At 75.1% G+C, this 23,444-nt stretch carries 21 protein-coding genes and 1 tRNA gene; 10 read left to right on the top strand and 12 right to left on the bottom strand.

All coding sequences use genetic code 11. The features are described from left to right. Window positions 1–246: 246 nt before the first annotated feature. Complete coding sequence (locus ACIQ9P_RS11430; RefSeq protein ID WP_402353381.1) at window positions 247–1,836, top strand: PP2C family protein-serine/threonine phosphatase; 1,590 nt, start codon at window positions 247–249, stop codon at window positions 1,834–1,836. A 211-nt stretch (window positions 1,837–2,047) separates the two neighbouring features. Beyond that, entirely contained in the window at window positions 2,048–3,553 is a 1,506-nt protein-coding gene (locus ACIQ9P_RS11425; protein WP_402353378.1) for an aminopeptidase P family protein, read from the top strand. 192 nt (window positions 3,554–3,745) lie between these two features. Here ACIQ9P_RS11425 and ACIQ9P_RS11420 read toward each other — a convergent pair whose 3' ends face one another. The 3 genes from ACIQ9P_RS11420 to ACIQ9P_RS11410 all read right to left on the bottom strand — a co-directional run bounded on the left by ACIQ9P_RS11420 (window position 3,746) and on the right by ACIQ9P_RS11410 (window position 7,255). Continuing rightward, window positions 3,746–5,416 (bottom strand): hypothetical protein, encoded by a 1,671-nt coding sequence (locus ACIQ9P_RS11420; protein WP_402353375.1) that lies wholly within the window; start codon window positions 5,414–5,416, stop codon window positions 3,746–3,748. Further along, window positions 5,413–6,096 carry a SigE family RNA polymerase sigma factor gene (locus ACIQ9P_RS11415; RefSeq protein ID WP_402353372.1) on the bottom strand — a complete coding sequence of 228 codons (684 nt, stop codon included), beginning with the start codon at window positions 6,094–6,096 and terminating at the stop codon, window positions 5,413–5,415. Before ACIQ9P_RS11415 ends, ACIQ9P_RS11420 begins: the two co-directional genes overlap by 4 nt. 208 nt (window positions 6,097–6,304) lie before the next feature. Then, window positions 6,305–7,255, bottom strand: a complete 951-nt coding sequence (locus ACIQ9P_RS11410) for a hypothetical protein (protein WP_402353369.1) — start codon at window positions 7,253–7,255, stop codon at window positions 6,305–6,307. Between the two features lie 193 nt (window positions 7,256–7,448). Between ACIQ9P_RS11410 and ACIQ9P_RS11405 the strand changes: the two genes are divergently transcribed. Together ACIQ9P_RS11405 and ACIQ9P_RS11400 are read left to right on the top strand one after the other, a co-directional pair. Then, the gene (locus ACIQ9P_RS11405; protein ID WP_402353366.1) at window positions 7,449–7,640 is read left to right on the top strand and encodes a hypothetical protein; all 192 of its coding nucleotides are present in this window, start codon (window positions 7,449–7,451) and stop codon (window positions 7,638–7,640) included. Between the two features lie 270 nt (window positions 7,641–7,910). Further along, window positions 7,911–9,005 carry a helix-turn-helix domain-containing protein gene (locus tag ACIQ9P_RS11400; protein WP_402353364.1) on the top strand — a complete coding sequence of 365 codons (1,095 nt, stop codon included), beginning with the start codon at window positions 7,911–7,913 and terminating at the stop codon, window positions 9,003–9,005. 93 nt (window positions 9,006–9,098) lie between these two features. Here ACIQ9P_RS11400 and ACIQ9P_RS11395 read toward each other — a convergent pair whose 3' ends face one another. Next, window positions 9,099–9,899, bottom strand: coding sequence for a MerR family transcriptional regulator (locus tag ACIQ9P_RS11395; RefSeq protein ID WP_402353361.1), 801 nt, complete (start codon window positions 9,897–9,899; stop codon window positions 9,099–9,101). 171 nt (window positions 9,900–10,070) lie between these two features. Here ACIQ9P_RS11395 and ACIQ9P_RS11390 point away from each other — a divergent pair, with 171 nt between their 5' ends. After that, window positions 10,071–10,931, top strand: a complete 861-nt coding sequence (locus ACIQ9P_RS11390; protein WP_402353359.1) for an aquaporin — start codon at window positions 10,071–10,073, stop codon at window positions 10,929–10,931. Here ACIQ9P_RS11390 and ACIQ9P_RS11385 read toward each other — a convergent pair. The 5 genes from ACIQ9P_RS11385 to ACIQ9P_RS11365 form a co-directional block, all read right to left on the bottom strand. Continuing rightward, on the bottom strand, window positions 10,928–12,259 hold the full coding sequence (locus ACIQ9P_RS11385) for a hypothetical protein (protein WP_402353356.1): 1,332 nt from the start codon (window positions 12,257–12,259) through the stop codon (window positions 10,928–10,930). The two genes, ACIQ9P_RS11390 and ACIQ9P_RS11385, sit on opposite strands and share 4 nt — an antisense overlap. Before the next feature lie 143 nt (window positions 12,260–12,402). Beyond that, a complete protein-coding gene (locus ACIQ9P_RS11380) occupies window positions 12,403–13,680 on the bottom strand; it encodes an LPXTG cell wall anchor domain-containing protein (RefSeq protein WP_402353354.1) in 1,278 nt (425 codons plus the stop codon). 318 nt (window positions 13,681–13,998) lie between these two features. After that, entirely contained in the window at window positions 13,999–14,883 is an 885-nt protein-coding gene (locus ACIQ9P_RS11375) for an NAD(P)-dependent oxidoreductase (RefSeq protein ID WP_402353353.1), read from the bottom strand. An 82-nt stretch (window positions 14,884–14,965) separates the two neighbouring features. After that, complete coding sequence (locus ACIQ9P_RS11370) at window positions 14,966–15,388, bottom strand: hypothetical protein (RefSeq protein WP_402353350.1); 423 nt, start codon at window positions 15,386–15,388, stop codon at window positions 14,966–14,968. Window positions 15,389–15,631: 243 nt separating this feature from the next. Further along, window positions 15,632–16,195 (bottom strand): heme-binding protein, encoded by a 564-nt coding sequence (locus ACIQ9P_RS11365; RefSeq protein ID WP_402353347.1) that lies wholly within the window; start codon window positions 16,193–16,195, stop codon window positions 15,632–15,634. A gap of 340 nt (window positions 16,196–16,535) precedes the next feature. On the opposite strand from ACIQ9P_RS11365, the gene ACIQ9P_RS11360 reads away from it, so the two are divergent. From ACIQ9P_RS11360 to ACIQ9P_RS11350, 3 genes are all read left to right on the top strand, one after another. Next, window positions 16,536–17,795, top strand: a complete 1,260-nt coding sequence (locus ACIQ9P_RS11360) for a sensor histidine kinase (protein WP_402353344.1) — start codon at window positions 16,536–16,538, stop codon at window positions 17,793–17,795. Continuing rightward, on the top strand, window positions 17,792–18,448 hold the full coding sequence (locus tag ACIQ9P_RS11355; RefSeq protein WP_402353341.1) for a response regulator: 657 nt from the start codon (window positions 17,792–17,794) through the stop codon (window positions 18,446–18,448). The genes ACIQ9P_RS11360 and ACIQ9P_RS11355 overlap by 4 nt, the downstream gene beginning before the upstream one ends. A gap of 511 nt (window positions 18,449–18,959) precedes the next feature. Continuing rightward, window positions 18,960–19,622, top strand: coding sequence for a TetR/AcrR family transcriptional regulator (locus tag ACIQ9P_RS11350; protein WP_402353338.1), 663 nt, complete (start codon window positions 18,960–18,962; stop codon window positions 19,620–19,622). A gap of 417 nt (window positions 19,623–20,039) precedes the next feature. Here ACIQ9P_RS11350 and ACIQ9P_RS11345 read toward each other — a convergent pair. After that, window positions 20,040–20,113, bottom strand: a tRNA-Gly gene (locus tag ACIQ9P_RS11345). A gap of 260 nt (window positions 20,114–20,373) precedes the next feature. Here ACIQ9P_RS11345 and ACIQ9P_RS11340 point away from each other — a divergent pair. Together ACIQ9P_RS11340 and dcd are read left to right on the top strand one after the other, a co-directional pair. Beyond that, window positions 20,374–20,610 (top strand): hypothetical protein, encoded by a 237-nt coding sequence (locus ACIQ9P_RS11340; protein WP_402353335.1) that lies wholly within the window; start codon window positions 20,374–20,376, stop codon window positions 20,608–20,610. An 82-nt stretch (window positions 20,611–20,692) separates the two neighbouring features. Further along, window positions 20,693–21,268 carry a dCTP deaminase gene (gene dcd / locus ACIQ9P_RS11335; protein WP_402353332.1) on the top strand — a complete coding sequence of 192 codons (576 nt, stop codon included), beginning with the start codon at window positions 20,693–20,695 and terminating at the stop codon, window positions 21,266–21,268. Window positions 21,269–21,341: 73 nt separating this feature from the next. Here dcd and ACIQ9P_RS11330 read toward each other — a convergent pair whose 3' ends face one another. Continuing rightward, window positions 21,342–22,232, bottom strand: coding sequence for a metal-dependent hydrolase (locus ACIQ9P_RS11330; RefSeq protein WP_402353329.1), 891 nt, complete (start codon window positions 22,230–22,232; stop codon window positions 21,342–21,344). 151 nt (window positions 22,233–22,383) lie between these two features. Next, a complete protein-coding gene (locus tag ACIQ9P_RS11325; RefSeq protein ID WP_402353327.1) occupies window positions 22,384–23,418 on the bottom strand; it encodes a YIP1 family protein in 1,035 nt (344 codons plus the stop codon). Between the last annotated feature and the right edge of the window lie 26 nt (window positions 23,419–23,444).

Raw genomic sequence — 23,444 nt, 5'->3', positions numbered from 1 at the left:
CGCGCGGAGCAGAACGCGCCCCCCGACCGGCCCCACCGGGCCCGGAACCGGCCACCCGCCTTGTCATGACTCTGGACATGCCCCGAATGGCCTGTGTAGAAGTGGTGGCATTGCTGTCGATCAATGACGAGTAGTAGCGAATCGAGGCGAAACGCGCCCCTTTGGCCGTACTCGCTCCACAACGGCCGTTCCCGGGGGGTTCCGCATGATCCGCGTGACACGTACCACCGCGTCAGGAGTGGCGGCATGACCGAGTCCCCCCCACCGTCGGCGTCCTCCGAGCCGGTCGAGCCCGGCGGCACCAGCGGCCTCTCCGTCCTCGACCCGCCGGGCTTCCACGGCCCGGCCACGGCCGCCCAGCCGGGCGGCGGACGCCCCGAGGGCGCGGACCGCCGCCCGGAGGACGACCCGGACGCGGCACCGGACCCCGGCGCTACCGACGACACGGCCCCGGCCGCGAGCGGTGTGCAGGACCGTTTGGCCGGACGACTGTCCGATTTCGCCAGCCTGCACGAGCACACCGAGCGGCTCGCCCGCGCCCGCGGCCTCGCCGCCACCCTGGACGCCGTCCTCACCTCCGGCACCGCGCTGCTCGGCGCCGACCGCGCCCTGCTGGTCACCGTGCTGCCCGGCGGCGGCCCGAGCCAGCCGGTCGGGCTCGGCCTGGACCGCTCCAGCCTCGGCGCGCTGGAGACCGTCCCGCCCGAGCAGAGCCTGCTCGCCCGGCTGCTGCGCGAGCACGACCGGCCCGCCGAGGTGCGGTCGCACGACCTCGCCGAGGACCCGGCGATCGGCGCCCGGCTGCGCGAGCTCGCCGGGCAGCTCGGCCTCGGTGGCTGCTACGGCCTGCCGCTCGCCACCGAGGAGGACGGTCCGCTGGCCGCCGCCCTGTGGTTCTACGACGGCCCCGCCGACCCCACCGACCGCCGCCGCGAGCTGGCCCGCCGCTACTCCGAGGTCGCCGCACCGCTGCTGGCCAAGCAGCTGGACGCGGAGAAGGTCCGGCGCACCACCGAGGCGCTGCGCCGCGGCCTGCTGCCCGACCGCCTCCCGCAGCCCGCCGGGCTCCGGCTGGCCGCCCGGCTCGCCCCGGCCGGACTGGACCGCTCCTGCGGCAGCGACTGGTACGACGCGATCCCGCTGCCGGACGGCACCGTCGGGCTGACCGTCGGGTCGGTCTCCGGCGACGGCCCCGGTGCCGGCCCCGGCTCCGCGCCCGGCGCGGCCGCCGCGATGGGCCGGGTCCGGGCCGCGCTGCGGGCGTACGCGGTACTGGAGGGCGAGGACCCGGTGTCCGTCCTGGGCGACCTCGAACTGCTGCTCAAGACCACCGAGCCGACCCGCAGCGCCACCGCCGTGTACGCCTGGGTGGAGCCGGAGGAGCGCCGGGTCACCCTGGCCGGGGCCGGCCACTGCCCGCCGGTGCTGGTCACCAGGTACGGCGCCGAGTTCGTCGAGACCTCGCTCTCGGCGCCGCTCGGCATGCTCTCCTGCTGGGAGGCGCCCGGGGTCGAGTTCACCGCCGAGCCCGGGGACACGCTGATCCTCTACACCGAGGGGCTGGCCCGCCGCTTCGGCCCGACCCTGCACTCCGGACAGACCGATCTGCGCCGGGCCGCCGCCGACGCGCCCCGGGACGTCCGGACCGACCCCGAACGGCTCTGCGCCCACCTGCTGGCGGCCGCGACCGAGCGGGAGGCCGACCGGCGGGAGCGGGCCGACCGCCGCGCGGCGGGCCAGGACCCGGCCGACCGGGACGGCACGGCCGCCCCCCGGCGCTCCGGCGCCGCCTCGGCCACCGACGACCTGATGCTGCTCGCCGCCCGCTTCGAGTGACCGCCCGGTGCCGGTGCCGTACCGGTGTCGGTACCAGTGCCCGGCACCGCACGGCCCGCCCCGCACGGCCCACCCCGACCCGGCCTGACACGTTCGAGTGAAGGCCCGAACGGGTGAACGGCCGGGCGTCCGTACCATGGACGCACGGCCGCCCACCTGTGTCGTGATCCGACGCGCCCCGGGCGGCACCACGCGCAAGGAGGCGACGTACGTGACCGAGGACCGCACCCCGGCAGTGGCCGAGAACCCCGAGGCCGCCGGCGGCGACGAGGAACCGAAGCAGTTCAAGGGCCGCAAGAACGGCCTCTACTCCGAGGTCTCCGACGAACTCGCCGCGTCGATGAAGTCCGGCTGGGCCGACACCGAGCTGCACGGCCTGACCCCGGTCCCGCAGGCCGCCTACGCCGCCGAGCGCCGCGCCGCGCTCTCCGCCGCCCACCCCGGCGTACGCCTGGTCGTCCCGGCCGGCACCCTCAAGATCCGCTCCAACGACACCGACTACGGCTTCCGCGCCTCCAGCGAGTACGTGCACCTCACCGGTGACCGCACCGAGGACGCCGTGCTGGTCGCCGAGCCCACCGGTGCCACCGGCCACGACTTCGGCCTCTACCTGCTCCCCCGCTCCGACCGCGAGAACGGCGAGTTCTGGCTCGACGGCTACGGCGAGCTGTGGGTCGGCCGCCGGCACAGCCTCACCGAGCAGGAGCAGCTGCTCGGCCTGCCGGTCCGCGACGTCCGCAAGGCCGCCGACGAGCTGGCCGACCGCGCCGCCGACGGCGTGCCGACCCGGATCGTGCGCGGCTACGACGCCGGCCTGGAGGCCGCGCTCGCCGATGTGCTGGACGCCGACAAGGACGCCGAACTCAAGGAGTTCCTGAGCGGCCTGCGGCTGGTCAAGGACGAGTGGGAGATCGGCGAGCTGCGCGCCGCCTGCGCCGCCACCGTCAACGGCTTCACCGACTGCGTGCGCGAGCTGGGCCAGGCCGTCGCCACCTCCGAGCGCTGGATCGAGGGCACCTTCTGGCGCCGCGCCCGCGTCGAGGGCAACGACGTCGGCTACGGCTCGATCTGCGCCGCCGGCGCGCACGCCACCACTCTGCACTGGGTGCGCAACGACGGCGAGGTCCGCCCCGGCGAGCTGCTGCTGCTGGACGCCGGCGTGGAGACGGAGACCCTCTACACCGCCGACGTCACCCGCACCCTGCCGATCAACGGGCGCTTCGACGAGCTCCAGCGCAAGATCTACGACGCGGTCCACGATGCCCAGGAGGCCGGGATCGCGGCCGTGAAGCCGGGCGCCCGCTTCCGCGACTTCCACGACGCCTCGCAGCGGGTGCTCGCCGAGCGGCTGCTCGCCTGGGGCCTGCTGGACGCCTCGGTGTACGACGTCGAGAAGGTCCTGGAGCTCGGCCTGCAGCGCCGCTGGACCCTGCACGGCACCGGCCACATGCTCGGCCTGGACGTCCACGACTGCGCCCACTCCCGCACCGAGGAGCACGTCGACGCGCTGCTCGTGCCGGGCATGGTGCTCACCGTCGAGCCCGGCCTCTACTTCCAGCAGGACGACCTGACCGTCCCCGAGGAGTACCGCGGCATCGGCGTCCGGATCGAGGACGACATCCTGGTCACCGCCGACGGCAACGAGAACCTGTCGGCCGGCCTGCCGCGCCGGGCCGAGGACGTCGAGGCGTGGATGGCCTCGTTCAACCAGGGCTGACGACGGCCCGCGTCCGACGGCGCGCCGGGGCGGGTGAGCCCCGGACGACCCGGACGACCCGGACGACCCGGACGTCGGCGGTCCGGCCCCCGAGCAGTGGGGCCGGACCGCCGACGTCCGTCGGCCGGTGCGGAGACCGGTACGGAGGCCGACGCGGAGGCCCGAACGGAGGCCGCGGGCCGGCCGGGACGGTCACAAGTCCGCCGCCGCCGGCACGAACCTCGGTCGGAGCACCACCGGAGCCGCGTCCCGGCCGTCGCCCCTGGCCCCCACGACCATCGCGAAGTCGGCGTCGGGCCTCCAGTCCTCCGGGACGCTCAACTGGAACTCCAGGTACTTCGAGTCGCGCGGCCGCATCAGCCGTTCCAGCAGCGAGGTGTCGACGACCAGCTGGCCGTTGCCGTCCGGCGCGACCGGGAGCCTGCGGACCGCGGCGCCCCCGCCGTACCTGGTCTCGACGACGACCTTGGCCGCGTCCGCACCGGTCAGCACCAGGGTCGGCACCACCGAGGCCAGCGGCGCCGCCCCCGGATTGCTGATGGTCATCGAGAAGTAGCTGGGCCGCCCGGCGATCACCCCGTCGCTCGGCGTGGACGTGATCCTCAGCTCGGGCGCCGTCCGGCTGGCCGCCGGGGCGCTCGTCAGCAGCAGGGGCGCCAGCGCCGAACCCTCCTCGTACCGCTCCGGCGTGGTCGACAGCACGGCCAGGGCCTCGATCAGCAGGGTCCCCTCCGCGCTGTCGATCGCGGGGTCCAGCCGGTAGCGGACCGTCCGGACGGCCCCCGCGGCGAGCGGGAACGCGGCCGCGTCGCCCGAGGCCAGATAGGCGCCCGAACCCACGGTCAGCGGGACGTCCGTCCAGCCGCCGCCCTCCTCCTCGCGCTGGAGCCGGCCGCGCACCGACCGGCCGGACCGGACGGTGCCGGTGAGCGTCCGGACCGACACCACCGGGGCCACCGCGTCGTACGGCCGCTGGGTGGTGTTGCGCCAGGTCACCGAGAAGGTCGTCGGACCGGCGCCGACGATCGCCTCCGTCCCCGCCAGGCCGTCGAAGCTCAGCGTGACACCGCCGCCCGGGCGAACCGTTCCCGAGGGGGCGGGCGCGGGTGCCACCGGGGGCGGTGGAGCGGACTGCGCCCCGGCCCCCGCACCGCCGGGCGGCGGGACCGGCGCTCCCGCCCCGGCCCCCGGCGCCGCGGGGACGTCCCCCTGCTCACCGGGCGGGACCGGTCCGGTGCCGGCTCCCGGCGCGGGCGGCGGACCTCCGGCCGTCGCCCGGTCCGCTTCCCCGACCGGACCGGCGGTCCCGTCCGCGGGCGGCGCGGCGAAGCCGGTCGGGGATGCCCCGTCCCCGCCCCGGGTCGGCTGCGGACCGTCGCTCATCGTCGCCGCCGGCGCGTCGTCGCCCTTGTCGGCGAGCGTGTCGGAGGGGACGGTGAGCACGCCGACGACCATCGCCGCGGCCAGCCCCATCAGTGGCAGGCCGACCAGGTAGGCGGGCCGTCTGCGGTTGCGGGGCCCCTTCGGCGGGTCGGCCGGGCGCAGGTCCTGGGCGGTGATCCTGGCGGCCCGGGCCGCCAGGGCCTCCCGGAGCAGCCGCTCCATCGGCGACTCCCCGCCGACCGGGGCGGTGACGCCGGCGCCGCCCGCGGCACTCCGGTTGCCGCGCGGACCGTCCCCGTGGGGGCCGGGGCGCGGGGGCTCGGGGCGGACGGGCTCGGGGCGGACGGCCTCGGGGCGGACGGGCTCGGGATGCTCGGGATCGGGACACTCCGGATCGGGGTGCTCGGGGTCGGGGTGCTGGGAGTCGGAACCGGCGCCGTCCGGTTCATGGCCGGACGCGGGAGGGCGGTCGTCGCTCATCGGGCGCTCTCCAGCTTCCGCTCCAGGGCGTCCAGAGCCCGGCTCGCGGTCGACTTCACCGTACCGCGCGAGACCGCGAGGATCTCGGCGATCTCCGACTCCGACAGGTCGGACCAGTAGCGCAGCACCAGCACCTCGCGCTGGCGCGCGGTCAGCTCCTGCATGGCCACCAGCACCCGGCGGTGCTCGTCGTGGAGGACGGCGTGGTCCTCCGCCGAGGGCGCGTCCGCCACGTGCGGCGGCACGTAGTCGCGGGCCGTGCGACGGCGACGCAGCACCGAGCGCGCCCCGTTGACCACGGCCGTGCGCAGGTAGGCGAGCGCGTTGTCGAGGTCGTCGAGCTCGTCCCCGTGCCGTTGGTACAGCTTGGCGAAAGCTTCCTGCACGACATCCTCGGCCTGGTCCTGATGGTCGACCAGCAGGACGGCGAGCCGGACCAGGCTCAGCCGGTGCGTGAGGTAGAGCTCGGTGAGCGTCGGCCCGGCCTCGCGGGTGCCGCCGCCGGCGAGCAGCCGGAAGCCGGCCCGGCGCCGGCCGGCCGTCCGCGTGGTGACCGGGACGTCGAGGATCTCGCTCGCGCCCTGTGTCTCCCGGGCGCCGAACAGCAGCGCCGCCAGCCGGCGGAGGCCGAACCCCCGCCCGTCGGCGTCCTGGGCGGCGCGCCCGATGGCCATGGACATCCGTCTTCGCTTTCCCCCCGACCGCGGCCCGGCTCGGCCGGTGCGTCAGGACATCGTCATTGGGTGGCGGGCCCGGTGTCGTTCGCGACCGCCCGCAGGCCGGGGCCGGTCACGCACCGGACCGGTCACGCACCGGACCGGTCAGGCACCGGAGCGGGGCGTGCGCCGTTCGGCTCAGCCGGCGGTGCGCCGGAGCTCCGGCGCGCGGCTAGGAGGACGCCTTCGGCATGTCGTCCGCCATCCAGGTGATCCGCGGCCGGGCCTTCTGCGTCGGGAGGGCGCCGCCGTCGGCCGTCCCGCCGACCGTGAACTCCAGTCCACTGCCGGCGCTCCAGCCCTTCGGCACGTTGAAACGGAACGGGTAGACGGCCGTCTCGCCCGGCGCCAGCACCCGGGTGAGCCCACCGGTGTCCAGCCGGACCTGACCGTCCGCGTCGAGCGCGCCCGACAGCCGGCGCCACTCACCGTCCACCAGCACCTCGGCCGACAGGTCGCCCGGCACCAGGCCGTGCGTGGTGTTCCGGCCGAGCGGGTCGGTCACCCTGACCAGCGGCGACACGGTGTGGTCGCCGGTGGCGTCCAGGTTCGCCAGCTCCACCCGCAGTTCGGTGGGGATCCGGCCGGCGGTCATGTCCGTCGCCTTCGTCGCCGAGAACCGGACCGGCTGCCCCGTCGTCACGTTCATCCGCGCCTGGGTACCGCCGACCGACACCGCCTTGGCACCGCGCCCGACATAGCCGTCGGCCTGGATCGGCAGCCGACCCGACATGCTGTCGGCCGCCAGGGTCAGGCGGTAGCGGACGGCCCGGCTCTCGCCCGGGTCGAGCGCGAACGCGCCCTGCTGGGGCCCGCTGTCCACACCCTTCTGGTCCGGCTTGACCTCGCGCCACTCGTCGATGTCCTTGCGGTCCAGCAGGCCCTTGGCCGTCGCACCGAGCCGTGCCACGGCGGCCGGGTGGTCGAACGGGAGCACCCGGACCACCGGGACGATCTCGTCGAAGCGCCGGTCGGTGGCGTTGGCCCAGGTCACCTCGAACTCGAAGTAGCTGCCGCCGCCGCGGATCTCCCAGGCGCCGCTGACCGAGCGGATCGAGACGTCCACGCGCTCGGCGACCGTGCCGGGCATCTCCTCCGGCCAGGCCGGGGCGGTGCCGGACACGGGGGACGGGCCGCCGTTCGGAGCGGTGACCGGGGCCGGGCCCGACGTGAGGCCCGAGGGTCGGGCGGCCCCGGCGGGTGCCGGCCCTGCCCCGGGGACCGGACCGGCCGGCTTCGCGGCCGCGGACGCCGGACCGGTCCCGGCGGTCGGGGCGGCCGCCCCGGGGGCGGACCCCGTCGGTGCGACCGACGCGGTGCCCGCCGGACCCGTGCCCGGCGTCCCGGCCGGGGTGCTCGCGCCCGGCGCCGCCGCCGTGGGCGACATCCCGTCCTCGGCGGACCGCGCGTCGGCCACCGGTGCGACGAGCGCCACGCCCGAGGGTGCCGACGCCGCGCTCCGGACCGACCGGGCGCCCGCGCCCGCTTCGGCCGGCAGCAGCGCGTAGCCGGCCGCGCCGGCGACGACGGCCGCCAGTGGAACGGTCCTGACGAGACGCCGAACAGTGGACGGACGCATGGTGGGTTCCCCGTGGTAGTCGGACTCGGCCGGTGAGCGAAGCCCGGCACCGGTGCGGTCGTGCCCGCGCCGGATCGGCCCTCACCCTGTCAGACGCCCATCCTCCCCAGGAGTTGCGGATGGTTCGAAGGAAATTTCGAACTGGCCGGAACGGCTACACTCACCGGCATTCCGCCAGCACCCGTCAGCAGGGGGTCCCATGCCCGAGGAACGCGCGACCGCCGCCGATGCCGTGATCGCCGGTGCGGGCGCCGGTACCGCCCCCGGTACCGTCACGGGCCCCGTGGCCGTCACCATCGGGCGTCGGCCGGAGCCGGTGCACGAGGTCGCGGTCTACGCCTTCGACGGCATGACCCCGTTCGAACTCGGCGTCGTGGTCGAGGTGTTCGGCCTCGCCCGGCCCGAGCTGAGCGGGCTGCTGGCCTCCCCCTGGTACGGGCTGCGGGTGTGCGCCGACCGCCCCGGCACGCCGCTCCGTTCGGTCGGCGGGTTCACCCTCACCGCCGAGCACGGCCTCGACGACCTCGCCGCCGCCGACACCGTGGTGGTCCCCGGTGTGCCGAACGCCTTCGGCGGGACGGTCTCCCCCGCCCTGGTGGAGGCGCTGCGCACCGCCCACGAGCGCGGCGCCCGGATCGTCTCGATCTGTTCCGGGGCCTTCGCCCTGGCCGCCGCCGGCCTGCTCGACGGCCACGAGGCCACCACCCACTGGCGGTACGCCGAACTGCTGCGACAGCGCCACCCGGCCGTCCGGGTCAACCCGGACGTGCTCTACGTGGACAACGGATCGGTGCTGACCAGTGCCGGCAGCGCGGCCGGGATCGACCTCTGCCTGCACCTGGTCCGGCGCGACCACGGCGCCAAGGTCGCCAACAGCGTGGCCCGCCGGTTCGTCGTGCCGCCGCACCGGGACGGCGGCCAGGCCCAGTTCATCGAGGCCGCCGTCCGGCCGGTCGAGGAGGAGGACGACGGCGTCGCCCGCTCGATGCAATGGGCGCTGGACCACCTCGCGGACCCGCTCACGGTCACCGCGCTCGCCCGGGCCGCCCGGATGTCCGATCGCTCCTACCTGCGTCATTTCACCGCCCGCAACGGCACCAGCCCGATGCGCTGGGTGATCAGCCAGCGCGTCGCGGCCAGCCTGCCGCTGCTGGAGGCGCCGGACGGCAGCGTCGAGGAGATCGCCGGCGCGGTGGGGTTCGAGAGCGCCGCGACCTTCCGGCACCACTTCGGGCGCGTCATGCGCACCTCTCCGACGGCCTACCGCCGCTCCTTCGGCCGCGGCGTGGCGTGACCTCCCGGGCGGGTGCCCGGCGCGGCACGTACCGCACGGCACCGGCCGCACGGGCCGCCCCGACGGACGGGCCGCCGTCGGTCCTGCCCGCCGTCAGTCCTGCCCGCCGCCCGTGCGGAGGGCCGCGTTGGCGAGCACGGCGTCGTGCAACCACTGGGCCAGGCCCGGGGCGAGTTGCTCGTAGACCGCCGTGAACCGCGGGTCGGCGACGTACATCCCGGCGAGACCGCGGTGGATCTCGTAGGTGCAGTCGTAGAAGTTGTCGCGGATGTGCTGCCGGTGCGCCTCGGCGAGGTCCGTGGCCGGGCCGCCGTCGGCGGGCTCGCCGGCGGTGAACAGCTCGACCAGGCGGGCGTTGAGCGCGTCCGCCTCGGCCTTGATCCGCTCCCAGTCGCCCTTGTCGTAGCCACCGGTGCGGCGCTGGGACTCCGCCCAGGCCGGAGTGTCGCCCCAGCGCCGCTCGGCCTCGCCCTCCCACTCCTCGCGGTAGTCCTCGCCGAAGAGCTCGAACTTCTCCTCCGGGGTCAGCTGAATACCCATCTTCTCTGCCTCCATGGCGTGTTCGACGGCCGCGGCCAGTTTCCGCAGGTGGGCGATGCGGTCGGTCAGCAGTCGGTGCTGACGCCGCAGGTGCTCGCTCGGGCTCACCGAGTCGTCGTCCAGAACGGCCGCGATCTCCTCCAGGGGGAACCCGAGTTCGCGGTAGAAGAGGATCCGCTGCAGCCGCCCGAGGTCGGCCTCGTCGTACCGTCGGTAGCCGGCCCGCGTGCGGCCCCGGGGGGACAGCAGGCCGATCCCGTCGTAGTGGTGCAGGGTCCGGACGGTCACCTTGGCGATCCGCGCCACCGCGCCGACCGTGTGTCCGGTGCGGCCGCCCTCGTCCTCGCTGTTCATCGGGGTACTCCCTTCGTGCTGACCACGACCCTGCCTCCTCCCGTTGCGTGAGGGTCAAGTCCAGTGTCGGGTTCCGGTGGAGAAGTCTCCGATCCGGCCGGGCCGGGCGGGCCCCGGTTTGTGGGGTCCGGCCAATTGCCGGGACGGGCGGACGGCCACCAGCATGTGCGCGTGACCACGCCCGTACCGCCCGTGCCGCCCGGAGCGCCGCTGCCGGGGCCCACGCCACCGACCGACTCGCTGGCGATCGTCTCCCGGTCGACCGCCTCCTCCCCGGCCGCCGTGACCGGTCCGACCGACCGGACCGCCGCACCGCCGCCGCCGGGCCGACGGCTGGCGGCGGAACTGGTCGGGACCGCGCTGCTGGCCCTCGTCGTGGTGGGCTCCGGCCGCCAGGCCGACGCCCTGACCTCGGACGCCGGGCTGCGCTTCCTGGCGAACGCCGGCGCCGCCGCGGCAGCCCTGACGGTACTGATCACCCTGTTCGGCCCGGTCTCCGGCGGGCACCTCAACCCGCTGATCACCGCGGGTGCCTGGTGGACCGGTCGCGGCACCCCCGCCGGGCTCCCGCTGCGCGAGGCGGTCGGTTACGCCGCCGCGCAGACGGTCGGCGCGGTGGCGGGCACGGGACTCGCCGACGCGATGTTCGGGCACCCCGTGTTCCGGCTCTCGGCGGTGCCGCGCGGGAACGGCGCGCTGTGGCTCGGTGAGGCGGTGGCCACCGGGACGCTGCTGCTGGTGGTGACCGGGGCGACCGCCGCCGGGCGGGGTCGGCTGGTCCCGGCGCTGGTCGGCCTCTGGGTGGTCGCGGCCTGCTGGGCCACCTCCTCGGGCGGCTTCGCCAACCCGGCCGTGACCCTGGGCCGGGCCCTCACCGACGGCTGGACCGGGATCGCGCCCGGCTCGGTCCCCGGCTTCGTCCTCGCGCAGTGCGCGGGAGCGGCGGCCGGGCTCGGCCTGGCGGCGCTGCTGTTCGACGGCCGGGAGGACGGGTGGTCCGGCAGCTCCCGGGGTGTGTCCGACCGGCCCTAGGGAGCCTGGACGGTGGCCCGCCGCCCGGACGCCGGGGACGCCGGGGACGGCGCGGTCCGCCGCCGGCCGGCCCGCCGCCGACCCGTCCGCTGCTGCGGGAGGCCACCGCCGGGCCCGCCCCCGGAACCTCCCCGGCCCGGGGGACGGCGGCCGGTGCCGCGCTGCCGCTGGGCGGGCAGGAGCAGTACGCACCCCGCCGAGACAACCACGAACGCGAGCCGGACCAGTCCGCGCGCCGGGTCGGACGGCAGGAACAGCGTGCCCCCGTACAGCGCGACCAGGGCGATCCAGCTCCACCACGGCACCAGCCGCCGCTGCCCCACCGTGTCCCAGAGCAGCGTGCCGAGCATGATCGACGCGGTGTAGTAGGTGTAGACGCTCGGGTCGAGCAGGATCCGGGCGTCCGCCCCGAGCAGGACGACGGCCGGCCAGCGGCCGCGCCACACCGCCAGACTGCCGAGGCCCAGGCCCAGGGCGAACTGCGCCGGGCGGTCCCACCAGGGCGTGGTCGGATCGGTCACCCCGAACCAGCGCAGCGCCGAGGCGGTCTGGTTGGGGATGGTGAACTTCGCGGCCGCCATGGTGTCCAGGTCACCCAGGTAGAACGGCAGCCAGGCGACCGCCACCAGCCCGGCGAAGCAGAGCCCCGTCCGCACCCACTTGGCCCTGGGCAGGGCCAGGATCAGCGGCGCGAACGCCAGTGCCCACGGTTTGGAGTCCACCGCCAGCGCCAGGTACACCCCGACCGCGACGGCCCGGCCCCGGCTGAGCTCGTGCGCAGCGAGGGTGGTGAAGAACAGCGCCAGCACGTCGTCCAGGTGCGCGAAGCGGACCGACACCTCGACCCACATCGGGATGAACGCGAGGCCCGCGACCAGCAGTCGCTGCTGGAGCCGGCGGTGGTTGGTGCCGGTGCCCAGGTGGTACTGGGCGGCCGTGCGGCCCACCAGGACCAGCATCGCCAGCCCGAGGCCGGACATCACCGCCTCGGCCAGCACCTCGCCGGAGTGCCCCGGGAAAGGGGCGAAGAGCCGGGCCACGGCCAGGCTGACCGGGCCGATCTGCAGTTCGGGGTGGTGCGCGTAGAGGGCGAGACCGCCGTCCGACCGGTCGCTGAAGAGCAGTTCCTCGCCCTGGCGCAGGTAGTGCCAGGAGAAGCCGCCGCTCGGCTCGACCAGCAGGAACCAGAGCACCGTCCACGCCAGCAGCAGAACGTGGTGTCTGCGCACCGGCAGACCCGCGATCCGGCCGGTGGCCGCCTCGTAGTCGGTCCAGGCCCGTCCCGGCCGTCCTGACCGCTCCCGGCGCCCCGCGCCCGTTCCACGCACCCCAGTACCTCGTCCGCCGTGCCGCCCCCTCGGCCGGTCATCCTAGGCGACCGAACGGAACCGCCCGTGCCCCCGGGGTACGGGAGCACGGGCGGTTCCGCTTCAGGCGGTGTGCCTCGGCGGTGGGCCGGGACGGACCGGGATCAGCCCTGCTGCGCGGTGCGGCGGCGGCGCAGCACGACCAGGGTGCCGACACCGGCCGCGAGGACGGCGCCACCCGCGATCGCGATGGCGGTGGTGTCGTCACCGCCACCCGTGGTGGCGAGCGCCTTGTCCGCGTTGGACTTGGCCTTGACGACGGCAGCCGGAGTGATCGGCAGCGGCTTGACGGCCGGAACGCTCACCGGGAAGTCGATCGGCCCGGCGGCACCGTCGTCCTGGGTCGGCGCGGGGCTCGACGGGGCGGCGGTCGCGGGCGCGCTCGGGGAGGTGCTCCCGCTCGGCGTCGCGGTGGTGCTCGCCGAGGGCGAGGCCGAGGTCGACGGGGTGGTGCTCGCCGAGGGAGTGGCCGAGGTCGACGGCGTGGCGGTCGTCGAGGGGGTGGCGGTCGTCGACGGCGTGGCCGAGGTCGACGGCGTGCCCGTCGTGGACGGCGTGGCCGAGGTCGACGGGGTCGCCGTCGTGCTCGGGGTCGTCGAGGCGCTCGGCGACGGCGAGGTGCTGGTGCTCGGGCTGCCGGTCGGCTTCACCGTCGGGCTGGTGCTGGGGGTGGTCGGCTTGGTCGTCGACGGCGTGGCGGTCGGGCTCGGCTTGCCACCGCCGTCGGCCACGATCTTGAAGCGCTTGCCGCGGATGCCGTCGCAGCTGAACTCGCCCTCGCCGGTCGGCGTCTTGCCCTCGGCCTCGGCCGAGAAGACCACCGGAACCACGCCGGCGTTGCCGCGCGGCGCGTCCTTGGCCACGGTGACGCGGACGGTGACCGTCACGCTGCTGCCCTTGGTGGCGGCCAGCAGCGAGTTCTCGTAGTCCGGGATGCCGCCGTCGAGGAGCTTGGCGAGCAGGAACAGCACGCTGTCGTCGTCGGTGTCGCCGCCGCCCGGCGCGACCCCGGCCGGGTTCCAGGTCCGGGTCTTGTCCAGCGACTCGGGCAGCTGGTACTCGACCTTGAGGTCCTTCGCCTTCAGGGTGCCCTGGGCGTTCTTGAACTTCAGCAGCGGGTAGAAGACGAAGTCCGTCTTCGTGTTGTTGTCGATCGTGAAGTTGAACTGCTTGGACTCGCCGCCGGCGACGAAGGTGCCCGGCACGCCGTCCAGCGACAGGTCGAGCTGGCGGTGCGCGGCCTTGTCGGCCTGCGGCGCGGCGGCGGCCGAGGGCGAGCCCGTGGCCGCGGCCACGGCGCCCTGGGCGCCGGTGAGGGCCATCGACGCGGCGAGCGCGGCGGCACCGGCCAGGGCCAGACTGCGAGGTATGGAGATGGACAAGGAAAACCTCACGGGAGTGTCCGGGCGCGGCCCGGGAGCGCGGGTGGACCCGGTGGTTGTCCGAGCCGCGATCCCCCCGCGAAGCTGAAAGTCCGACGGAGACTACCGGGGGGCCCCGCCGTGCCGAAAGGTGGGTGCCGGTTTTAAACTACCGAGGACCGATTTCTGTCCGGTTGGCCCAACTCTGCCCCGGAAAGAGAGTTTTGCTCTCGCCCGAGGGGGAGCGGCGGGTGCTTGGTACACGGTGGGGGACGGCGGCGCTCCCCGGCCGGGGAGCGCCGGACGGCGCGGCTGCCGACGCGGCTGCCGGACCGGAGGCTACGCGGGGAGGCCCGCCCGCCGGCGCGCGACGGCCGCGACCGCCGCCCAGTCCTTCTCGCCGTCCCCGTGCGCGAGCGCGTCCAGGAACGCGTCCCGCAGCACACTGCCGAACGGCAGCGGCACCCGCGCCGAGGCCCCGGCGGCGAGCGCGAGGCCGACGTCCTTGAGCCCCAGCGGCAGCTTGAACCCGGCGGGCTCGTAACGGCGTTCGGCGACCATCGCGCCGTACCCGGAGTAGACCGGGCCGGGGAACAGCGTGCCGCTGAGCATCTCGATCAGGTCGGTCGGCCGGACCCCGTTGGCCTCGGCCAGGCTGCACGCCTCCGCCATCGACTCGATCGCGCAGGCCAGCAGGAAGTTGGTGCTGATCTTGGCGGTGTTGGCCTGGACCGGGCGGTCACCGAAGTGCCAGACGCGCCGGCCCATCGCGGCGAGCAGCGGTTCGGCGGCCGCCAGCGCCGCCGGGGCCCCGGCGGCCAGGATGTCGAGCTCCCCGGCGGCGGCCACCGGCGGGCGGCCGAGCACCGGCGCGGCGACGTACCCGATGCCGTGCTCCGTGTGCAGGGCCTCGGCCCGCTCGGCCAGTTCGACCGAGACGGTGGCCGTGTTGACGTGCAGGGTGGCCGCGGCACCCGCCAGCAGGACCGGATCGAGCAGCAGCCGTTCGACGGCCTCGTCGTTGGCGAGCATCGAGACGACCGCGTCGGCCGCGAAGACGTCGGCCGGCCCCTCGGCGGCCTCGGCGCCCAGGGCGACCATCTCGGCGACCGGCCCGGGCGAGCGGTTCCACACCCGGACGCCGTACCCGGCCCGCAGCAGGCTGCCGGCCATGCCCCGGCCCATCGCGCCCAGTCCGACGAAGCCGACCGTCGTCCCGCTCATCGCACACTCCCGCTGTCACCCGGCGGACGGACCGGTCGTCCGACCACGAGCAACCGACTGTACGTCAGCTCTTCGAGGGCGGTCAGGCGGCCGCCGCGCGGTGCCCGTCCGCCACCCCCGTCCCCGCCGCCTCCAGCCGCGCGGCCACCCGGTGGCGCAGCAACTGGTACTGGACCTGGAGCCGGCCCGGCCCCTGCGGACGGGCGACCGGCCGACCGGGGCCGACCTCCTCGTCCGGGCCGAAACGGGAGCGGGTCATGTCGACCTCGGTGCCGGCGGCGGACCGGTTCCACCAGTGCAGGTCCGTCCGGACCCCGCCGACGCGCACCTCGCCCATCATCAGCTCGCCGCCCAGCAGGTCGTGCACCACCAGGGCGGTGGCCCGGCACTGGCCGTGGGCGGGATTGTCGGGACGCCAGTGGGCCTGGTCCTCGGGCGCGCAGGTGTCGACACCCCAGGAGGAGCGGATCGCACGTTCGATGTCGTTGAGGGTCCACGCCGTCATAGCGGGAAGCCTGCCACGCGGCACCGACAGCGGCAGCGGCTTTTCGGCCAAAGAGCCCGTGTTCTGCGACGACCTGGGTGACCTTCACCCGTACGGGGAGCCCCCGGGGAGCCCCGGAGCACCGGTCGGGACGACGGCCCGGGCAGGCGCACGGCGGGTCCGGGCGCGGGCCGGTGCGCGCCGGAGCGGTCGGGGGTCCGCTCCGGCGCGTGCTCCGGCCGAGCGCCCTTCACCCGCCGGGGATCACTTCCCGATCGCCTCGACGCCCGCCTGCGCGAACTGCTCGTCCAGGTCGCCGCTGGGGGCGCCCGCGACACCGATGCCCGCGACCGGCGCGCCCTTCGACTGCACCGGCGCGCCGCCGGCCAGGAACAGGGTGCCCGGGATGTCCTTCAGGTTCGGCGCCTGCGCGAGCCGCTTGGCCAGCTCGGAGGTGGGCGCGTTCCACGAGACGGCGGTGAAAGCCTTCCGCACGGCCGACTCCGGCGACTGCGGGCCGGCGCCGTCGCCCTTGAGCAGCACCCGGGTGACGCCGTCACGGTCGACGACCGCCACGGAGACCTTCTGACCGGCCTTGGCCGCCGCGTCCAGGGTGGCCTGGGCGGCCTTGGTGGCGGCGTCGATGGTCAGACCGGTGGTCTGGGCGAGGTTCTTGTCCCGGATGTCGGTCTTGACCGCCGCGGCGGCGACGGCCGGGGTGTCGGTGGCGTCGGCGCTGGCCGAGACGGCACCGAGGGTGGCGGCGGCCAGGGCGGCGGCGGCGACGGTGCCGGTCAGCACCTTGGTGCGAACGGAGATCTTCTTCATGGTCGGGCTCCTCGTCGGACGGTGTCGCTGGGAACGGGATCGATCCTCCGGCGACAGCCCCCTCCACCGCATCGGCGGTCCGGACAGCTCCCGCGGGCATGATGGAGGACGGACCCGTCAGCCGATCGGCTGATGCGCCCCCGGGCCGGACGGGTCACCATCGAGGGATCGCCCCGGCCAGGGCGGCGGCGGCCGTCGTCACGACGACCGGCGGTCACGCGGACCGTCACGACAACCGGCGGTCACGGCCACCGACCACCGGCCACGGCCGCCGGCCGCCGGCCCCCGACCACCACGGCGAGCGGTCATCGGAAGCGAGCGAACGAGCGAGGAGCGGCCCGTGCACCACCCCGGCCCCCCGCTCGACCCGGACGCCGACCGGCTGGCCGTCCTGCTCGACTCCGCGTTCCTGCTGCTGCTCGCCACCTCGCTGAGCCGCTTCCTCACCCACCACCCGGGCAATCCGCGCATCCCCTGGGTGCTCGGCCTGAGCATCGCCCTGGCCGTCGTCCAGCCGCTCGGTTCCTGGCTCGCCCACCGCCGCCCGCCCGCCCCCGGGCAGCGCCGCCGCCCCTGGCCGCTGGCCGTGGTGACCGTGCTCTGGGTGGTCCTGGTACTGCTCGCGCCGAGCTTCTCCTGGTGCGCGGTGCCGCTCGTCTACACGGCCCTGCGCACCCTGCCCACCCGCGCGGCCCTCCCCCTGGTGGCCGCGCTCACCCTGCTGGTGGTGGTCGGCGAGGTCCGGCTGCCCGGCGCCGTCGACGCCAATCTCCTCCTGCTGCCGCCCGCCGTCGCCGCGCTGGCCACCGGCGTCTTCCTCTACATGGAGCGGCAGGCCGAACGACAGCGGGCGCTGATCGCCGACCTGGTCCGCACCCGGCGCGAACTCGCCGCCACCGAACGGCGGGAGGGCACCCTCGCCGAGCGCGAACGGCTCGCCATGGAGATCCACGACACCCTCGCCCAGGGCCTCTCCAGCCAGCAGATGCTGCTCCAGGCCGCCGACCGCACCTGGGACGGCGACCCGGCGACCGCCCGGGGCCACGTCCGGACCGCCGCCTCGGTGGCGGCCCGGAACCTCGCCGAGGCACGCCGTTTCGTCCACGACCTCGCGCCCGCCGAGCTCGCCGACGGCCGCGGGCTCGACCGGGCGCTGCGCTCGCTCGCCGAACGGGAGTCCGCCGAGAGCGGGCTGCCGGTCCGCTTCCACCTGGACGGCGCGCCCGTGCCGCTCCCGGCGGCGGCGCAGTCCGCGCTGCTGCGGATCGCCCAGGGCGCGCTCGCCAACGTGCGCGAGCACGCCGGGGCCTCGGCGGCAGCCCTCACCCTCTCCTTCCTCGGCGACCAGGCCGTCCTGGACATCGCCGACGACGGCCGCGGCTTCGCCCCCGACGCCACCGCCCCCACCGGGAGCCGGGGTCACGGACTGCCCGCGATGCGGGCCCGGCTGCGCCAGCTCGGCGGGACCCTGACCGTGGAGAGCGCCCCGGGCGAGGGCACCGTCGTCTCGGCCGCGCTCCCGCTCACCCCCGCCGCCGGCTCCCCCGACCGTCCCGATTCCCCCGACACTCCCGCCCAGGGCCCAGGAGCCGTCCGATGAACCCCGCCCCCGCCCACTCTCCCGCCCCGTCCCCGGTCCGGCTGCTGGTCTGCGACGACCACGCGGTGGTCCGGGCCGGTCTGCTCGCCCTGCTGGCCAGCGCCGGCGACATCGAGGTGGTCGGCGAGGCGAGCAGCGGCGAGGAGGCGGTCGACCTCGCGGCCCGGCTGGCCCCGCAGGTGGTGCTGATGGACCTCCAGCTCGGCGACGGCATCGACGGGGTGGAGGCCACCCGGCGGATCACCGCCGTCCCCGGGGCGCCGCACGTCCTGGTGCTGACCACGTACGACACCGATGCCGACATCACCCGGGCGATCGGCGCGGGTGCCACCGGTTACCTGCTGAAGGCCGAGCGGCCGGAGGAGCTGTTCGCCGCGGTGCACTCGGCCGCCCAGGGCCGCACGGTGCTCTCGCCGCCGGTCGCCTCCCGGGTGATGGCCCAGATGCGGGCCCCCGCCCCGCAGCTCACCGAGCGCGAGACCGAGATCCTCGCCCAGCTCGCCCAGGGGCTCGGCAACCGGGAGATCGCCCGCGCGCTGTTCATCAGTGAGGCGACGGTGAAGACCCACCTGGGCCGGATCTACGACAAGCTGGGCGTCGACACCCGTTCGGGCGCGGTGGCGGTCGCCAAGGAGCGCCGCCTGCTGCGCTGACGGCGGCGAATACCGACATTCCGTTCGGAATATCGGATACCGAACCATCTGTCGCGGCCTCCGGCCGAAATCCCCCGTCACCCGAACGACCGTTCACTTCGGCCGCCTCCGCCCACCCCCGCCCGCACCCGCCGCCACTTGCCAACCGGACGGCCATCCCCGATTGTGGATGTTTCATGGATTAGGGGTATTGACAAACCAACCATGCGGTTTGTTACGGTGATGATCAACGACGCCCCACGGCAAAGGGGGCCTGCCGGGCCTGTGCGGAGCGCTCTCGCCGGAGAGCGACGCCAGGGGGGACGGTGGAGTCCGGGGTGGTCGGGGGGAGCGGCGAGCAGCCGCGCGTCGACGCGGCGCGGAGCGGGTCCGGGGGGACTCGCTCCGCGCCTCCCTGCTTTCCGGGCCCTTCCACCGCCTCTTATTGCCACCCTCACCACCGTCCGCACTTCACACCCCTCCAGGTAAACTGCACCGGGTAGTGCAACCCGCCGAGGAGGGAACCCGCCCGATGAGCACAGCGAACCCGGCAGCGACCACCGGCTCACGCCGCATGCCCGAGAAGCGCCGGGCCATCGCCCGCGCGGCGAGCACGGTGTTCGGCCGCGAGGGCTACACCCGGGCCAGCGTCGACGCCATCGCCTCCGAGGCCGGCGTGTCCAAGCGCACCATCTACAACCACTTCGGCGACAAGGAGAAGCTCTTCCTCTCCGTCGCCCTGGAGACGGCCGGCGAACTCACCGAGATCATCGCCGGCCTGGCCGACCGTCACCTGCACAAGATCGTCGACCTGGAGGCCGACCTCACCGCCTTCGCCGTCGACCGCGCCAAGGCCGTCCTCTCCACCGGCGAGCACTACGCCCTCGGCCGCACCATCCGCGCCGAAGCCGGCAACCTCCCGCCCGACGTCCTCGCCGCCTGGCTCGCCGCCGGCCCACTCGCCTCCCAGCGCGACCTGGCCGACCACCTCACCCGCCTGGCCCGCCAGGACCTGCTCGCCTTCGACGACCCCGACCTCGCCGCCACCCACTTCACCCTGCTCACCTTCAGCGGGGCGGCCGACCAGTCCTTCTACGGCGCGGTGCCCATCCCCGACACCGCCCTCCACACCACGGTCGCCACCGGGGTCAGAGCCTTCCTGCGCCTCTACCCCCGCCCCCGACCCGGCTTCTGACGCGGCTTCCGGCTCCCGGGCGGCGGGAGGCGCCAGGGCTTCGCCGTCCGACGCGATACGTGGGCACCGCCGACTCCGGGATCGGACACGGTGGCCGCAGGGGGCCTCGAAGCGGAAGCGCTGGGACGGCAACGTGGCCGAGGACCTGAGGCACTGGGTTCGCGTACCGGTGGGGCCCGACACGGCCCGCTGGACCACCCGCGGACGGTGCCGGCGGGTCCTGCCGGTCGTCCGCGACGTGACGGCGGCGACGCGGCTGCTCGACGTGCTTCCGCTGTTCCGCGACGCCAACGGCCGGCATGCCGCCGTGCAGCTTCGCCTCCGCGACCGAACGGGCGGGCCGATCCGGGCCCGGCGGGCCCGGATCGGTTCGAGGAACACAAAAGCCGCAGGTCAGATGGCCTGCGGCTTTACCAATGGAGCGGGCGACGAGAATCGAACTCGCGCTATAAGCTTGGGAAGCTCATGTTCTACCATTAAACTACGCCCGCCTGACGAGACGTCAGGGACGCTCGATCTGTCCTCACTGTACCCCATCCGTGATGGTCGTTGCACAGGTGACCGGAGGTCGTGGCGGAGCCCCGCGGGGTGGGGGTGGAGGCGTACTGTGTGGGCCGCGCGGGACTGCCCCGGCGGGTGGGCGCGGGCGGCGAGCCTTGGTGTGGAATGTCCGGAACTTCCCCTAATGTGACGCTGGTCCCGGGGGCTCCGCCGTTCGGGGCGACGAGTACGGGCGAGTACCGGGGTAAGGATGGGAAGGGGATCGATGGAGCAGCGCGCCGTCGTTCGTTGTGCCGAAGGGCACCTGTTCAGCACCACCACGTTCCCGATGCAGAATCTCGGACCCGGCCGGCTGGGGCCGGGCCGGCTGATCCGGTGCCCGCGGTGCGGGCGGCTGAGGAGTTCGGTGCTGGCCGACGTACGGGAGCTGTCCGGGCCGCAACTGGCCCGGGCGCTGCGGCTGGAGGCCGCGGAGTTCCTCGCCTGACGAGGGCGGTCGAGGGAGAGATGTGACGGGTGCGGCCCCGGGCGATTCGTCCGGGGCCGCGTCGTGCACGTAACCTCGAAGCGTGCTGCTCTCTGACAAGGACATCCGGGCCGAGATCGACAAGGGCCGGGTGACGATCGACCCGTTCGACCCCGCGATGGTCCAGCCGTCGAGCATCGACGTGCGACTGGACCGCTTCTTCAGGGTCTTCGAGAACCACCGCTACCCGCACATCGACCCCTCCGAGGAGCAGCCGGACCTGACCCGGCTGGTCGAGCCGGAGGGCGACGACGCGTTCATCCTGCACCCGGGCGAGTTCGTGCTGGCGTCGACCTTCGAGGTCATCACGCTGCCCGACGACGTCGCCTCGCGGCTGGAGGGCAAGTCCAGCCTGGGTCGGCTCGGGCTGCTGACGCACTCCACGGCGGGCTTCATCGACCCCGGCTTCAGCGGGCACGTCACGCTGGAGCTGTCGAACGTCGCGACCCTGCCGATCAAGCTCTACCCGGGGATGAAGATCGGGCAGCTCTGCCTGTTCCGGCTCTCCTCGCCCTCGGAGCACCCGTACGGCTCGGAGCGGTACGGCTCGCGCTACCAGGGGCAGCGCGGCCCGACGCCGTCGCGTTCCTACCTGAACTTCCACCGCTCCGAGGTCTGAGCGGCGACGCGAGCAGCGCGAGCGGGCACGACGCGGGCGGCCACCCTGGACGGGGTGGCCGCCCGCCGCCGTGTCAGGCCCGCTTCGGGCGGGTGACGGCGACCAGCTCGCTGCCGTCCTCGGAGAGCCGCAGTTCGGTGCGGAGCTCGGCCAGCTCGCCCAGCCGGTGCAGATGGGTACCGCCGCAGAAGATCCGCGCCGCGCCCTCGGGCAGCTCGCAGTGCCACTCGCGGCGGGCGGTCAGCTCCGGGCCGGGGACGTCGACGCGCACCGGGGCGTCGACGGCGACCCAGCCGGCCAGCCGGCGGTTGACGGCCTCGGTCAGCTCGGGGAGGGCGTCGGCGAGGGCCGGGAACTCCTCGGTGGCCTCGGCGGTGAAGCCCTTCTTCCGCAGCGACTTGCCGAGCCGGTAGGTGTCGGTGCTCGCCTCGGTGTCCATGACCGAGCTCGCCATGGCGAGGCTGTCGAAGTCCGGGTGGCCGAAGGCGTCGGTGCGGCCCGGGTCCTTGCGCCAGCGCGGCGCGAGCGCCTCGTTGAGGGCGAGGGCGAGCAGGTGGCAGCCGCTGTGCGAGGCGCTGAGCGCCCCGCGCCGGGCGGCGTCGACGGCGAGCGCGGCGGTCCGGCCGACGATGTCGCCCGGGTCGGCCGCGAGGACGTGCAGGACCAGCCAGGACCACTCCTCGTCGCCGCGCCGGACCGGGATGTCGGCGCCCACCAGCACCTGACCGCCGTCCGGGCCGACCGCGCCGGTGACGCAGTCGACGACGGCCAGCCCGACGCCGTCCACCGTGAGCGTGCCGAGGTCGGCGGGCTGGTCGGGCCAGGTGTGGTCGAGCGGGTGGAACGGCGTCGCCCCGGTGACCACGGCGTACCGGCCGCCGTCCAGCGGGTGCACCGCGAGCACCGTCGACTCGCCGGTCACCGCCCCGGCCGGGAAGCTGACGTGCGTGGTGGGGAGGGTCATGCCTGGCTCCGTGCGGGTGAGGGTGGACTGGAACAGGACGAACGGCGCGGCCCGGACGGGACGGCCCGGGCAACGGCAACGGGCCCCGCGAGGCGAGGCCCGTGCTCCATTGTCCCCGAGGTCCGGGGGCGCGCCCGGGAGGGGGACGGGGTCAGCCGAGGGTCGGCAGCTTGATCAGCACCAGCAGCGCCAGCAGCTGCAGTGCCGCCGCACCGGCCGCCTTGCCCCAGGGCAGGTCGTGCACCCGGCGGACCATGCTGGTCAGCAGGAACCCGCAGAGCAGCCAGGTGGCCCAGCCGACCACCTGGACCAGCAGGTTGTCGGCCGGCAGCACCAGCGCCAGCAGCAGCCGGGGCGCGTCGGTGACCCAGCCGATCAGCACCGCCAGGCCGACGGTGGACTGCCACGGGCCGTCGCCGCCGAACTGCCGGGCCAGCGCGTACGTGACCGCGCCGAGCATGGCACCGGCCAGGGTGAAGCCGATCGCCGCCGCCAGCAGCGCGGTGAGCGCCACGGTGAAGGTCGAGTTGACCACGTCGTCGCGGGTCATGCCGAGGCCGAGCACGGCGAGGGCGCCGTACAGCAGCGAGACCGTGACGGCGGGCAGCCAGACCTGGTGGTCGCGGGTGCGGTCGAAGATCGCGGTGGGGGTGCGGAAGAGACCGGTCAGCAGTTCGCGCCAGGTCGGCCTCGGCCCGGTGGCCTGCGGCGCGGACTGGCCGCCGGCCCGGTAGACGGCAATGTTGTCCTCGCCGTAGCCCTGCCGCCCCCGGTCGTCCGGTCCGTAGGAGGAGGGCTCGCCCGCGTACGGGTCGGCGCCGACCGGGAAGGCCCGGGTGTGACCGGGCTGGTCGGCCGCGTACGGGTCCCGCTGCTGACCCGGGTGGGGTTCCTGCCCCGGGTACGGCTGCTGACCCGGGTACGGGCCCCGCGGTCCGCCGTACGGACCCTGCGGCTCCCCGTACGGGTCCCGCTGGGAGGCGTACGGGGAGCGGGGGCCGGGACCGTACGGGTCCGTCGGGCCCTGCGGTGCGGACGGGCCGCCGGGGCCCTGCTGGGGGCCGGTGAAGTACTCCGGCCCGTCCGTCTGCCCGTACCCCCCGGGCGCCGCCTGCTGCTGCGGGGGAGCCGACCACCCGCCACGGGGGTCGGCGCCCTGACCGCTGTCGTATCGATTGCCAGCCACGTTCCGAAGGTACCCGTCCGGCGGTC

It is taken from the genome of Kitasatospora sp. NPDC094019 (assembly GCF_044764505.1).
Taxonomy (GTDB): Bacteria; Actinomycetota; Actinomycetes; order Streptomycetales; family Streptomycetaceae; genus Kitasatospora.
Note: the sequence above shows the minus strand (reverse complement) of the source record. Positions and strands in the feature narration are given on the sequence as shown.

Bases quoted from the DNA above. Each gene is read 5' to 3' on its own strand.
- ACIQ9P_RS11395 (WP_402353361.1), bottom strand. From the start codon at position 9,899: ATGAACAGCGAGGACGAGGGCGGCCGCACCGGACACACGGTCGGCGCG.
- ACIQ9P_RS11365 (WP_402353347.1), bottom strand. From the start codon at position 16,195: ATGAAGAAGATCTCCGTTCGCACCAAGGTGCTGACCGGCACCGTCGCC.
- ACIQ9P_RS11330 (WP_402353329.1), bottom strand. From the start codon at position 22,232: ATGACCCTCCCCACCACGCACGTCAGCTTCCCGGCCGGGGCGGTGACC.
- ACIQ9P_RS11420 (WP_402353375.1), bottom strand. From the start codon at position 5,416: ATGAGCGACGACCGCCCTCCCGCGTCCGGCCATGAACCGGACGGCGCC.
- ACIQ9P_RS11400 (WP_402353364.1), top strand. From the start codon at position 7,911: ATGCCCGAGGAACGCGCGACCGCCGCCGATGCCGTGATCGCCGGTGCG.
- ACIQ9P_RS11355 (WP_402353341.1), top strand. From the start codon at position 17,792: ATGAACCCCGCCCCCGCCCACTCTCCCGCCCCGTCCCCGGTCCGGCTG.
- ACIQ9P_RS11340 (WP_402353335.1), top strand. From the start codon at position 20,374: ATGGGAAGGGGATCGATGGAGCAGCGCGCCGTCGTTCGTTGTGCCGAA.
- ACIQ9P_RS11350 (WP_402353338.1), top strand. From the start codon at position 18,960: ATGAGCACAGCGAACCCGGCAGCGACCACCGGCTCACGCCGCATGCCC.
- ACIQ9P_RS11375 (WP_402353353.1), bottom strand. From the start codon at position 14,883: ATGAGCGGGACGACGGTCGGCTTCGTCGGACTGGGCGCGATGGGCCGG.
- ACIQ9P_RS11370 (WP_402353350.1), bottom strand. From the start codon at position 15,388: ATGACGGCGTGGACCCTCAACGACATCGAACGTGCGATCCGCTCCTCC.
- ACIQ9P_RS11415 (WP_402353372.1), bottom strand. From the start codon at position 6,096: ATGTCCATGGCCATCGGGCGCGCCGCCCAGGACGCCGACGGGCGGGGG.
- ACIQ9P_RS11430 (WP_402353381.1), top strand. From the start codon at position 247: ATGACCGAGTCCCCCCCACCGTCGGCGTCCTCCGAGCCGGTCGAGCCC.